Annotated in this window: 11 protein-coding genes; 2 read left to right on the forward strand and 9 right to left on the reverse strand. The window is 48.7% G+C overall.

Features of this window, described 5'->3' with window-relative positions; genetic code table 11:
- The first annotated feature begins 43 nt into the window (after positions 1–43).
- Together upp and ACO0K4_RS12090 are read left to right on the forward strand one after the other, a co-directional pair.
- Complete coding sequence (gene upp / locus ACO0K4_RS12085) at positions 44–676, forward strand: uracil phosphoribosyltransferase (RefSeq protein WP_422956874.1); 633 nt, start codon at positions 44–46, stop codon at positions 674–676.
- A gap of 65 nt (positions 677–741) precedes the next feature.
- Positions 742–1,923 (forward strand): pyridoxal phosphate-dependent aminotransferase, encoded by a 1,182-nt coding sequence (locus ACO0K4_RS12090; RefSeq protein ID WP_422956875.1) that lies wholly within the window; start codon positions 742–744, stop codon positions 1,921–1,923.
- Positions 1,924–2,011: 88 nt separating this feature from the next.
- Here the strand turns inward: ACO0K4_RS12090 and ACO0K4_RS12095 are convergent, their stop codons facing one another.
- The 9 genes from ACO0K4_RS12095 to ACO0K4_RS12135 all read right to left on the reverse strand — a co-directional run bounded on the left by ACO0K4_RS12095 (position 2,012) and on the right by ACO0K4_RS12135 (position 12,611).
- Positions 2,012–2,461, reverse strand: coding sequence for a hypothetical protein (locus ACO0K4_RS12095; protein WP_422956876.1), 450 nt, complete (start codon positions 2,459–2,461; stop codon positions 2,012–2,014).
- Positions 2,462–2,528: 67 nt separating this feature from the next.
- On the reverse strand, positions 2,529–3,626 hold the full coding sequence (gene zapE / locus ACO0K4_RS12100; protein WP_422956877.1) for a cell division protein ZapE: 1,098 nt from the start codon (positions 3,624–3,626) through the stop codon (positions 2,529–2,531).
- Positions 3,627–3,760: 134 nt separating this feature from the next.
- Positions 3,761–5,188, reverse strand: a complete 1,428-nt coding sequence (gene lpdA / locus ACO0K4_RS12105; protein ID WP_422956878.1) for a dihydrolipoyl dehydrogenase — start codon at positions 5,186–5,188, stop codon at positions 3,761–3,763.
- 79 nt (positions 5,189–5,267) lie between these two features.
- Positions 5,268–5,642, reverse strand: coding sequence for a PspC domain-containing protein (locus ACO0K4_RS12110; protein WP_422956879.1), 375 nt, complete (start codon positions 5,640–5,642; stop codon positions 5,268–5,270).
- Between the two features lies 1 nt (position 5,643).
- A complete protein-coding gene (odhB, locus tag ACO0K4_RS12115) occupies positions 5,644–6,903 on the reverse strand; it encodes a 2-oxoglutarate dehydrogenase complex dihydrolipoyllysine-residue succinyltransferase (RefSeq protein WP_422956880.1) in 1,260 nt (419 codons plus the stop codon).
- Positions 6,904–6,971: 68 nt separating this feature from the next.
- On the reverse strand, positions 6,972–9,827 hold the full coding sequence (locus ACO0K4_RS12120) for a 2-oxoglutarate dehydrogenase E1 component (protein WP_422956881.1): 2,856 nt from the start codon (positions 9,825–9,827) through the stop codon (positions 6,972–6,974).
- 285 nt (positions 9,828–10,112) lie between these two features.
- Positions 10,113–11,420, reverse strand: a complete 1,308-nt coding sequence (gene gltA / locus ACO0K4_RS12125; RefSeq protein WP_422956882.1) for a citrate synthase — start codon at positions 11,418–11,420, stop codon at positions 10,113–10,115.
- A gap of 67 nt (positions 11,421–11,487) precedes the next feature.
- The gene (locus tag ACO0K4_RS12130) at positions 11,488–11,769 is read right to left on the reverse strand and encodes a succinate dehydrogenase assembly factor 2 (RefSeq protein ID WP_422956883.1); all 282 of its coding nucleotides are present in this window, start codon (positions 11,767–11,769) and stop codon (positions 11,488–11,490) included.
- A 131-nt stretch (positions 11,770–11,900) separates the two neighbouring features.
- Positions 11,901–12,611 (reverse strand): succinate dehydrogenase iron-sulfur subunit, encoded by a 711-nt coding sequence (locus ACO0K4_RS12135; protein ID WP_422956884.1) that lies wholly within the window; start codon positions 12,609–12,611, stop codon positions 11,901–11,903.
- Positions 12,612–12,615 lie beyond the last annotated feature (4 nt).

Below are 12,615 nucleotides of genomic sequence, written 5' to 3' on the forward strand. Positions count from 1 at the left end.
CATTTTGAACACAAACTGAACACCCAATTTACGGAGAATTATCTTGTCAGACTACGTGACCGAAATCAGACACCCTCTGATGCAACACAAACTTACCCTCATGCGCAGCAAAGATACGACGACGGACAATTTCCGCCGCTTGTTGCGCGAAATCAGCCAGATGCTGGCATATGAAGTCACTCGCGACCTGCCACTGGAGAGCGTGACGATTGAAACGCCAATGGCGACCATTGAAGCGCCGACAATCAGTGGCAAGAAGCTGTGTGTCATCTCAGTATTGCGCGCCGGCAATGGCATTCTGGACGGCATGCTGGATCTTTTACCTGCGGCTCGTGTAGGTCATATTGGTCTTTACCGCGATCCGGCTACACTGGAGCCAGTCGAGTATTACTTCAAAGTACCTGAAGACATCGCAGACCGTCTGGTGATCGTCGTTGATCCTATGCTGGCGACAGGCAACTCCGCAGTTGCTGCCATCGACCGCATCAAAAAAAGCGGCGCGACAACTATCAAGTTCGTCTGCCTGCTGGCAGCTCCGGAAGGTATCAAAGTCATGCAGGCAGCCCATCCAGATGTACCTATCGTCACGGCATCGGTTGATCAATGCCTGAACGATCATGGCTATATCGTGCCGGGCCTGGGTGACGCTGGTGATCGTTTATTTGGCACGAAATAAGTTCCCAATATATAGAAACGCATACATAGCAACACATACGGCGATTATCTCTTTTAATCTTACAGATGACTTCATCCCTTACTGCATCTTCCGCTGCTTTTGTGCCTGTATCAAAATTGCCAGAGGTTGGTACGACAATTTTTTCTGTGATGTCAGCTCTGGCAGCAGAGAAGAAAGCGGTCAACCTCGGTCAGGGCTTTCCGGATTTTGATTGCGACTCTTCTCTGGTTGACGCTGTCAGTAAGGCGATGCTGGATGGGCATAATCAATATCCACCCATGGCGGGTGTCCCTGTATTACGGGCTGAAATCGCCCGCAAGATCAAGGCTCTGTATGGACGCGCATACGATGCTGAGAGTGAAATCACGGTAACAGCCGGGGCAACGCAAGCTATTTTGACGACACTGCTGGCTTGCGTACATCCGGGTGATGAAGTCATCGTGATTGAACCTGCCTATGACAGTTATGTGCCCTCAATACGTTTGGCGGGTGGCATACCGGTGCTGGTGTCGATGGAGCTGGGACCTGAGGGTTACCAGATCCCGTGGGATAAAGTGAAAACCAGCATGACAGCGAAAACTCGCTTGCTCATGCTGAACTCACCGCATAATCCTACAGGGTCTGTGTTGAGTCCGGCGGATATCCAGGCATTGAGCGCTATCGTCCGCGATACCAAAGTCCTGATCGCCTCGGATGAAGTGTATGAACATATGGTGTTTGATGGCGTACGCCATGAGTCTTTATGCCGCCATGAGGAACTTGCCGAACGCAGTTTCATTATCTCTAGTTTTGGCAAGACCTATCATGTGACGGGCTGGAAGGTCGGCTATGTTGCCGCGCCAGCAGCCTTGATGCGCGAGTTTCGCAAAGTGCATCAGTTCAATGTTTTTACCGTCAACACGCCAATGCAAGTCGGGTTGGCACATTTTCTGGCGAATCCTGCTCCCTACGTGGAATTGCCCGTGTTTTACCAGCAAAAACGGGATTTGTTCAGAGATGGTTTAATGAATTCGCGTTTCAAACTCTTGCCAGCGCAGGGCACTTACTTTCAATGCGTTGATTACTCCGCAATATCGGAGCAGTCAGAGTTGCATTTCGCGCGCTGGCTGACGAGTGAGGTGGGTGTTGCGGCGATTCCAGTGTCGGCGTTTTACCAGCACGGTAAAGAATCCAGGATTGTTCGTTTTTGCTTTGCGAAGCAGGAAGGCACCTTGCATGCCGCATTGAAACGCTTACAGGCAATATAAGATACTTGAGTGGAGTATATTTAGAACACCTTACAAATAGTGCGGCGTTGGCACTGAATTTACCTATACTCCCCCTACTGCATAGTAACTATTGAGTATTTTTGAGTTTTAATTCATTGTCCAGATGTTCGATATGATCTTTACGCAAAAACGCTTTTGCCTCGATCGACACGCGCTGCAAAATCACATTGTGCTTACGTCGCATCAGCTTTGCCTCATCCAGGCAGGCATTCACAAAAAAACGTTCGTAACATGCTCGCTCAGCAACCAGAAACCAGCTTTGCAATTGTTTCTGCAAAGGCTGCACCTCATCTAAAGCCGTCTCAGCGAGGAACACACTTTGCATTGTGGTCGGCGCATAGCGCAAATCCAGCTTAGTAATCTGAGCGGATAAATCCTCAAGCGATATACCAATAGATTGTGGCGCAGAATGCCCCACAGACTGCGCTTGTGCGCTAACACTCAACAAAGCTGCCAGGATCACTGCACAAGACAGCACTGCCCTGCGCATATAGCTGAAAAAAAACATAACCGGCATAAAAAGTACTTTCATGATTAGATAAAAAGCTTTGGTAAGCTCAGCCCGTAAGACGCGTCAGCAGTGGTCAGGCAATCGCATCAGCGGTATGTCGCTGATCGGCATCCATATATTCCTTGGACTGCATTTCGATAATACGTGAAACGGTGCGATGAAATTCATTCGACAAAGTACCCTGAGTATATAGCTCCTCCGGCGCAACTTCCGCGGACATGATCAACTTCACTTTATTGTCATAAAACACGTCGATCAGCCAGGTAAAACGACGCGCTTCAGACGACATCGCTGCCGACATCCGTGGAATCGACGAGAGAATAACAGTATGAAAGCGGCTCGCGATTTCGAGATAATCATTTTGCGAGCGCGGACCGCCGCACAAAGTCGCAAAATCAAACCAGACCGCACTACCGGCACGGCGCAATGCCTTAATATCACGCCCTTCGATATTCACCCGTACATCTTCATCAATTGTTTCAGCGATTTTGGCGAACGCGGTACGCAAAGCCTGATCGGTCGCTGCGTTGAGCGGCGTCAGGTAAGCCTGAACTTGCTCCAGCGCTCTCTTACGATAATCATTACCCGAATCGACATTCAACACATCCAGACGCTCTTTGAGCAAAGCGATAGTAGGCAACATGCGGTCTCGGTGCAATCCGTCCGGATATAAGGTATCTGGCTGATAATTTGAGGTCATGACGAATGACACACCATTATCAAATAAAGCTTTCAGCAGGTTGTACAAGAGCATGGCGTCCGCTACGTCAGACACATGAAACTCATCAAAACAGATCAGGCGATATTTCTTGGAAATCCTGCGGGCAACTTCATCCAGTGGATCTGCAACACCTTTCAGCTCATCAAGTTGCCGATGAACGGCGCGCATGAATTCATGAAAATGTAGCCGGGTCTTACGCACAACAGGCACAACGGAGTAAAAACTATCCATCAAAAACGACTTGCCCCGTCCTACGCCACCCCACATATACACGCCACGCGGCACATCCGGGCGTGTGATCAGCCTGGTCAACTTATTGGCACGCTTGGATTTATATTCCACCCATTCATCGTAGGCTTGCTGCAAGCGATCGACTGCCCGCTGCTGCGCCTCGTCGGATTGGAACCCCCGGCGATTCAGTGCATCTTGATAAAACTCTAGAACATTCATTCTCTACCGTCGCTGTAACCAATATGAACACGCCGCTGACAGGATGGTCCCGTCAGCGGCGCTTGAATCGCAGAGTAGTGCAAACTAACTGCGGAAGTAATGCATGAAAAGCGCGTTACAACACGTTAAAAGTATTAAAAATTCAACGAACGCTTATCCACGGCTAACGCTGCCTCTTTCGTGGCTTCCGACAACGATGGATGAGCATGGCAAATACGCGCGATATCTTCTGCCGACGCACGGAATTCCATCGCCACAACCGCCTCAGCAATGAGCTCTGATGCCATCGGCCCAACGATATGAACACCAAGAATTTCGTCTGTCGTTGCATCAGCCAGGAACTTCACCATACCTGACGTATCGCCCAATGCACGGGCACGACCATTCGCCATGAACGGGAAAGTGCCTGCCTTGTAGGCAACGCCATCTGCCTTCAATTGCTGTTCAGTACGGCCAACCCAGGCGATTTCCGGAGAGGTATAAATGACCCAAGGGATCGTATTGAAGTTGACATGACCATGCTGACCAGCGATACGCTCAGCAACAGCAACACCCTCTTCTTCGGCCTTGTGCGCCAGCATAGGACCGCGCACTACGTCACCGACCGCCCATACATTAGGCAAGTTAGTTTTGCAATCGCCATCAACGGCGATAAAACCACGTTCATCCAGCTTCAAGCCAACGCCGTTTGCATTCAAGCCATTGGTGTTTGGTGTGCGTCCAATCGAGATGATCAGTTTGTCGAAGACGGCCTTGTGCTCAACGCCTCTGTCGTCGGCATAATTGACTATCACTTCTTTACCAGCGTTGACGATTTCGCCGATTTTGACGCCCAGATTGATCGACAAACCTTGCTTAACAAACAGTTTGTGCGCTTCTTTTGCGATTTGTTCATCTACCGCACCGAGGAAAGTCGGCAAAGCTTCGAGGACTGTGACTTCGGCACCAAGGCGACGCCAGACGCTACCCATTTCGAGACCGATTACACCGGCACCGATGACGCCAAGTTTTTTCGGCACTTCAGCGATATTCAATGCACCTTCGTTTGACAAAATAGTGGCTTCATCAAAAGCAGCGCCTGGCAAAGCACGTGCATTCGAGCCTGTCGCAATAACGATATGCTTGCCGACAATACTTTCTTCTGTTTTGCCTGCGACTTTAATTTCGTAACCGGCAGCATCAGCCTTTACGAAAGAACCATGGCCATGGAAGAAAGTCACTTTATTCTTTTTAAACAAAAACAAGATACCGTCGTTGTTTTGCTTCACGATCGTATTTTTGCGACCTAACATCTTCGCCACATCCAGACCCAGGCCTTGTACTTCAATACCGTGATCAGCAAAAGAATGACCTGCATGTTCGTAATGCTCAGACGATTGCAGCAGTGCTTTAGATGGAATACAGCCGACGTTAGTGCAAGTACCACCCGGTGCCGGGCCGCCTTTTTCATTGGTCCAGGCATCAATACAAGCTGTGGAAAAACCCAATTGCGCCGCACGGATTGCAGCAATATAACCGCCAGGACCGCCGCCGATCACGACGACATCAAATTGTTTACTCATGAATAATTTCCTAATGTGTTCTGCTCTGTTTTTGTTCTATTCTTATCTGTTACTACCTTGCTGCATTGTCTCTTTACGTTCACTCGTCTTCCGGCACAAAAATCCACGCAAGCAGATAAGCGACCAAGCCAGAGCCGAAATAAAAAGAAAACAAGACGAATACCAAACGCCAGATCCAAGACTCCAGACCTGTAAATTTACCTAAACCACCGCAAATCCCACCCAGCCACTGATCCGATTTTGAGCGCCGGAACTGATTGAGGGGAATAGATGCTTTGTCCGTATCATTAAAAAAACCATGCGCGGATGAACCTGCACCAGCCGATGCGGTGGTGCCATTCGCTGCATTCAGGGTTTCCAACAACTTGGCTTTGGCTTGCGAGAATTCAGCATCAGTCAGTGCGCCCGACTGATGCAATTCATGCAGACGTTTGATTTCGTCAGCGAGGTTCATATTACAGATCCAATAACAGGCGAGCTGGATCTTCCAGCGCTTCCTTCATTGCTACCAGGCCTAATACTGCTTCGCGACCATCGATGATACGGTGATCGTAGGACATCGCCAGGTAGTTCATCGGACGCACAACAACCTGACCGTTTTCAACGACGGCACGGTCTTTCGTTGCATGCACACCCAGAATCGCAGATTGCGGTGGATTGATAATAGGCGTAGACAGCATAGAACCGAAAGTACCCCCGTTGGAAATCGAGAACGTACCACCAGTCAGGTCATCCAGAGTCAATTTACCGTCTTTGGCTTTGGCGCCAAATTCACCGATTTTCTTCTCGATATCGGCAATCGACATCTGATCAGCATTACGCAGAATAGGCACTACCAGGCCACGCGGAGAACCGACAGCGATACCGATATCGAAGTAACCGTGATACACAATATCGTTGCCATCTACGGATGCGTTGATGATAGGGTATTTTTTTAATGCAGCAACAGCCGCCTTCACGAAGAAAGACATGAAGCCGAGTTTAACGCCGTGTTCTTTTTCGAATTTGTCTTTGTACTTGTTACGCAGGTCAATCACTGGCTGCATATTGACTTCGTTGAAGGTGGTCAAAATGGCGTTAGTCGATTGTGATTGCACCAGACGTTCGGCAATACGTGCGCGCAGACGGCTCATCGGTACACGCTCCTCAGGGCGGTCACCGAGATTCATCGCAGCGGGTGCAGCAACTTGCTGCAAGGCTGGTTTGCTTGCGGCAGGCGCTGCAAGAGGAGCAACTGCCGGTGCGACTGGCTTAGCGACTGCTGCAAGTACATCACCTTTAGTGACACGACCGTCTTTACCGGTGCCATCTACAGCGCTGGCGGACAAATTATTTTCCGCCAAAATTTTCGCTGCTGCTGGCATCGCAACACCTGCTGCAGATTTTGCGGCGAGATTATTGATCGCTGCAGCAACCGGATCGACTACTGCAGTTGCAGCGGCTGGTGCAACAGGAGCAACCGCGCCTGCGGATGCTTCTGTATCGAGAATCGCGATGATTTCACCAGCGACGACGGTACTGCCATCACCTTTGAGGATTTGCGTAATAACACCAGCTTCTGGACAAGGCAGTTCCAGAACAACTTTGTCAGTTTCAACATCGATCAGGTTCTCGTCGCGACCAACTGGCTCGCCTACTTTTTTATGCCATGTCAGCAACGTTGCTTCAGCGACTGATTCAGATAATTGCGGTACTTTTACTTCGATAATTGCCATGTTTTTCTCCGTTTCGGATAGTCATCGGGCGCAACAGCTTCTGCTGCGCCGCGTTTCACTATTGAGTGTTATTTGGTCAGGACGTAGCCCTTGAGCTTAGAAAATGCCGTGTCCAGCAATGCTTTTTGTTGTGCATAGTGCTTGTCGTAGTAACCGACAGCAGGCGATGCACTGGCTGGACGACCAGCGTATGCCAGTTTTTGACCTTCATCCAGACTTTCAAAAATATTATGCTGTATCTGAAACCAAGGTCCCTGATTTTGCGGCTCATCCTGCGCCCAGATCAATTCAGCCAGATTAGGGAATTTTTTCAGTTCAGCTGAGAAGCTCTTATGCGGGAACGGATACAACTGTTCCACACGAATAATCGCGGTATCCGTCTGACCACGCTCTTTACGGGCGTTGACCAGATCGTAGTAGACCTTGCCTGAGCAGGCGATTACGCGCTTGACCTTCTTGGCATCAATCTTTTCGTCAACTTCACCGATGACCGTATGGAAGCTGCCTTTTGCCAGCTCGGACAAAGGGGAGCCTGCATCTTTGTTACGCAACAAAGACTTCGGTGTCATGATGACCAGTGGCTTACGGAACTGGCGAATCATCTGACGACGCAACAGATGGAAAATTTGCGCGGCATTGGTCGGCTGAACCACTTGCATATTATTGTCAGCACACAATTGCAGGAAACGCTCAGGGCGGGCAGATGAATGCTCTGGCCCCTGACCTTCGTAACCGTGCGGCAGCATCAATACCAAACCAGAAGCACGACCCCATTTCACTTCGCCGGAGCTGATGAACTGATCGATCACCACTTGAGCACCGTTCGCGAAATCGCCGAACTGGGCTTCCCAGATTGTCAACGTATTTGGCTCTGCCGTTGAGTAACCATATTCAAAACCGAGTACCGCTTCTTCAGACAATACCGAGTCAATGACGGTGAACGGTGCTTGTTTGTCAGAGATGTTTTGCAGAGGAATATAGGTGCCAGCATCCCAGCGCTCACGATTTTGATCATGCAAAACGGCGTGACGATGCACAAATGTACCGCGACCAGCATCTTGACCTGTCAGACGAATCGCATAGCCAGACGCAACCAGAGATGCGTAAGCCAGATGCTCGCCCATACCCCAGTCCAGATTCATCTCACCGCGGCCCATTGTTGCGCGATCACCGAGTACTTTCTCTACCAGACTATGTGGCTTGAAGCCTTCTGGAACTGTCGTAATACGCTCAGCCAGACGCTTCAGTTCAGAGGCTGGTACTGCTGTGTCAGCAGCATCCGTCCATTTGCGGTTCAGGAATGGAATCCAGTCAACCGCATACTTGTTTTTGAAGTTGGAAATAACAGGATCAACGGTGTGCTTGCCAGCATCCATCGCGTCACGGAAGGCCTTCACCATCTGATCGCCGCCATCAGCTGCAATCGTACCTTGTGCCGCCAGCTTGTCTGCATACATTTTGCGCGTACCAGGATGCTGCGCAATTTTTTTGTACATCAGAGGCTGTGTCAGTGCTGGCGTGTCTTGTTCGTTATGACCCAATTTACGGTAGCAAATGATGTCGACGACGATGTCTTTCTTGAATTCCATACGGTAATCCAAGGCGATCTGCGTTGCCAGTACAACGGCTTCCGGATCATCTGCGTTAACGTGCAGTACCGGTGCCTCGATCATTTTCACCACGTCGGAGCAATATAAGGTCGAACGTGAGTCACGAGGATCAGATGTGGTAAAACCGATCTGATTGTTGATCACGAGATGGATCGTACCGCCAGTACCATAGCCGCGTGTTTGCGCCAGATTCAGGGTTTCCATCACGACGCCCTGCCCTGCAAACGCTGCATCACCGTGCACGAGGATAGGCAGAACTTGTGAGCCATCTTTGTCGCCACGACGTTCCATACGCGCTTTGACAGAACCCTCAACCACTGGGTTAACGATTTCAAGATGCGATGGATTAAACGCCAGTGACAAGTGAACCGGGCCACCCGGTGTAGAAATATCTGAGGAGAAACCTTGGTGATACTTAACGTCGCCGGCAGGCAAGTCATCACCATGTTTGCCTTCGAATTCGGCAAACAAATCTTGTGGCATTTTGCCTAAGGTATTGACCAAGACATTGAGTCGACCGCGATGCGCCATACCAATGACGATTTCTTCTACACCACGCTCACCAGCGCGTTGAATGGTTTCATCCATCGACGCAATGAAGCTCTCTCCACCTTCAAGCGAGAAGCGTTTTTGCCCTACATATTTAGTATGCAGATAACGCTCCAGACCTTCGGCAGCAGTCAGGCGATCGAGAATATGTTTTTTCTTTTCAGCAGAAAATGCTGGCGTAGAACGAATCGATTCGAGCTTTTGTTGCAACCAGCGCTTCTCCGTCGGATCACTGATGTACATGAATTCTGCGCCGATAGAGCGGCAGTACGTATCACGCAAAGAATTCAGGAGATCGCGCAGCGACGCTGTTTCCGGTCCAAAATAGGTATTACTGATATTGAACTGAATGTCCATATCGGCATCGGTGAAACCATAAAAACTTGGTTCCAGCTCAGGAATACTTGGACGCTCCTGACGTTGCAGAGGATCCAGATTAGCCCAGTGACTACCGAGAAAACGATAAGCTGCGATCAATTGCTGAGCGGCAACTCGTTTGCGTCCCATTTCAGCATCAGCAGTTGCGCTGACTGTACGAATCGGGCCTTGTTTAGCACGTTCGGCGAACGAAGCAACGACAGGAGCATGAGCAACGTCGGGCTTGCTTGAGCCGTCGACAGCAGGAACGTGCTGCATTGCGTCGAAATACGCACGCCAGTTATCAGGGACCGAACCGGGATTATTGAGATACGCTTCGTAAAGTTCTTCTACGTACGGCGCATTGCCGCCGAACAAATACGAGTTGGCGTTATATTGTTGCATCATCTTGCTCACCTTTCTTCGCGTTTCGCGAGATTAGCGGGTTAATCTAACCTTCCGCGACACGGCCTGACCGGTTAGCGGATTGCACATCAAGTTGTGGGGAAGGGCTGGTTTCAAACTATCTCACTTCCAAGTCAAAATCGTCATTTGCATGTATAAAAACATAACGCTTTTGAATTAAAAGTGAAATTACATCTAAAATTTCACATTCGATGCGAAGCATAGCATATTTATTGTACGAAAAAAAAGCGAGTCTTGAAGACTCGCTTTTTTTCATGTTTTTTGCAATTAACCGCGCTGATCAATCGGCGGGACATCGCGTTTCGGTGAGCCAACAAATAATTGGCGTGGGCGGCCAATTTTTTGCTCTGGGTCAGAAATCATTTCTTTCCATTGAGCAATCCAACCTACTGTGCGTGCCAAGGCAAAAATACCTGTGAACAAAGAGGTTGGAATACCCAATGCGCGCTGAACAATACCTGAGTAAAAATCAACATTTGGATATAATTTACGGGAAACAAAGTATTCATCTTCCAGCGCAATTTTTTCCAGTGCCATTGCAAGTTTGAACAACGGATCATCTTGCAAACCGAGTTCATTCAATACTTCATAACAAGTTTCACGCATCAGTTTTGCACGGGGGTCATAGTTTTTATAAACACGATGACCAAAACCCATTAATTTGACACCAGAGTTTTTATCTTTCACTTGCGTGATAAATTCAGGGATATTATCAACGCTACCGATTTCTTCCAGCATGCTTAATGCGGCTTCGTTCGCGCCGCCATGAGCTGGGCCCCACAAGCATGCGATACCAGCAGCAATACAAGCGAATGGATTTGCGCCTGAAGAGCCCGCCAGACGAACCGTTGACGTAGAAGCATTTTGCTCATGATCTGCGTGCAGAATCAAAATGCGATCCAATGCACGGACCAGCACTTCGTTCACCTTATACGGTTCACATGGTGTTGAGAACATCATGTGCATGAAATTGGCACTGTAAGACAAATCATTGCGTGGATATACAAACGGCTGGCCGATTGAATATTTGTACGCCATGGCGACCAGCGTTGGCATTTTAGCGATCAGACGAATCGCAGACACCTCACGATGGCGCGGATCATTGATATCGAGAGAATCATGATAAAACGACGCCAAAGCACCTACTGTACCGACCAATACCGACATTGGATGCGCATCACGACGGAAGCCGCGGAAGAAAAATTGCATCTGTTCGTGAACCATGGTGTGCTTAGTCACCGTATCAACGAATTCAGTTTTTTGCGTCGCATTCGGCAATTCACCATTCAACAGCAAGTAGCAAGTTTCCAGAAAGTCGCCGCCATTGACTGCCAGTTGTTCTATCGGGTAACCGCGATACAGTAATTCGCCTTTGTCGCCATCGATATAGGTGATCGATGAGTTACAAGCAGCAGTAGACATGAAGCCAGGATCATAGGTGAACATACCTGTTGCACCATATAACTTACGAATGTCAATGACATCTGGACCAACTGAGCCTTTGTAAATCGGCATTTCCAACGATGCGGAACCATCGGAAAAAGAGAGTGTTGCTTTTGTTTCAGAGTTAGTCATGGCTCTTCCTTCAATGTAGAGGTGAGTCGTTAATCAAAAAAACGCGAGAGAAAAATCGTTTTCTGTTTCAGGCTATTTGCAAGCGAACCAATAAGGCATGCACATGTGGCAAATCAACTTCGGCTTCTGGTTGTTTTTTCGCCAGAATCAGATCCATCAAAGTATTGTCCGGCAACTCCATCAACCTGCTGAAGGCGTCGACCTCATCATCGCTCAACAACGTTTCATGGGCATCCAGAAAACGAGTCAATATCAGATCGTTTTCCAGCAATCCACGTCTTGCTCTCCACCGGAGTCGCGCTCGCTTGACCGGATCGCTTTGGTGGGTATCAACTTTTGACTCAGACATAAATACTTTCAATACTAATTTTCATATTTCATGCAATTCTCATGAATACACTTTTCGGCACTCAAAAAAATGGCATGAAATAAGAGCGGTCAGTCAGATCAGCTTATGCTGCAAACAGACCGCACTCTTCTTTAGACTGCGCGACGAACCATTAATTCCTTGATTTTGCCGATAGCTCTGGTTGGATTCAGACCTTTTGGACAAACATCCACGCAATTCATGATTGTGTGGCAGCGGAATAAGCGATATGGATCTTCCAGATTATCTAGACGCTCGCTAGTTGCCTCATCACGCGAATCCGCGATAAAACGATACGCTTGCAACAGGCCTGCAGGACCTACAAACTTATCCGGATTCCACCAGAACGAAGGACAAGACGTCGAGCAGCATGCACAGAGAATACATTCGTACAAACCATCCAGTTCTTCACGTTCTGCCGGTGTTTGCAGACGTTCTTTTTCTGGCGGAATGGACTCATTCATCAAGTACGGCTTGATGGAATTGTATTGCTTGAAGAATTGCGTCATATCCACGATCAGATCGCGAATGACTGGCAAACCTGGCAAAGGACGCAAAACAATAGGCTCACTCAATTCATTTAAGTTTGTGGTGCAAGCCAAACCGTTTTTGCCGTTGATATTCATCGCATCTGAACCACAGACACCTTCACGGCATGAGCGACGCAAGGCCAGAGAGTCATCCACATCAGCCTTGATGCGTTGCAGCGCATCCAGCAACATCTTGTCAGTATCTTGCAACTCTACTGTCAGATCTTGCATGTAAGGCTTGGCATCCTTGTCCGGATCATAGCGATAAATTTTAAATTGTAATGTACGTGCCATAGTG

It is taken from the genome of Undibacterium sp. RuTC16W, from assembly GCF_049339445.1.
Taxonomy (GTDB): Bacteria; Pseudomonadota; Gammaproteobacteria; order Burkholderiales; family Burkholderiaceae_D; genus Undibacterium.

Coding starts and splice junctions, on each gene's coding strand:
- zapE (WP_422956877.1), bottom strand. CDS start 3,626: ATGAATGTTCTAGAGTTTTATCAAGATGCACTGAATCGCCGGGGGTTC.
- gltA (WP_422956882.1), bottom strand. CDS start 11,420: ATGACTAACTCTGAAACAAAAGCAACACTCTCTTTTTCCGATGGTTCC.
- ACO0K4_RS12095 (WP_422956876.1), bottom strand. CDS start 2,461: ATGCCGGTTATGTTTTTTTTCAGCTATATGCGCAGGGCAGTGCTGTCT.
- ACO0K4_RS12110 (WP_422956879.1), bottom strand. CDS start 5,642: ATGAACCTCGCTGACGAAATCAAACGTCTGCATGAATTGCATCAGTCG.
- ACO0K4_RS12135 (WP_422956884.1), bottom strand. CDS start 12,611: ATGGCACGTACATTACAATTTAAAATTTATCGCTATGATCCGGACAAG.
- ACO0K4_RS12090 (WP_422956875.1), top strand. CDS start 742: ATGACTTCATCCCTTACTGCATCTTCCGCTGCTTTTGTGCCTGTATCA.
- lpdA (WP_422956878.1), bottom strand. CDS start 5,188: ATGAGTAAACAATTTGATGTCGTCGTGATCGGCGGCGGTCCTGGCGGT.
- ACO0K4_RS12120 (WP_422956881.1), bottom strand. CDS start 9,827: ATGATGCAACAATATAACGCCAACTCGTATTTGTTCGGCGGCAATGCG.
- odhB (WP_422956880.1), bottom strand. CDS start 6,903: ATGGCAATTATCGAAGTAAAAGTACCGCAATTATCTGAATCAGTCGCT.
- ACO0K4_RS12130 (WP_422956883.1), bottom strand. CDS start 11,769: ATGTCTGAGTCAAAAGTTGATACCCACCAAAGCGATCCGGTCAAGCGA.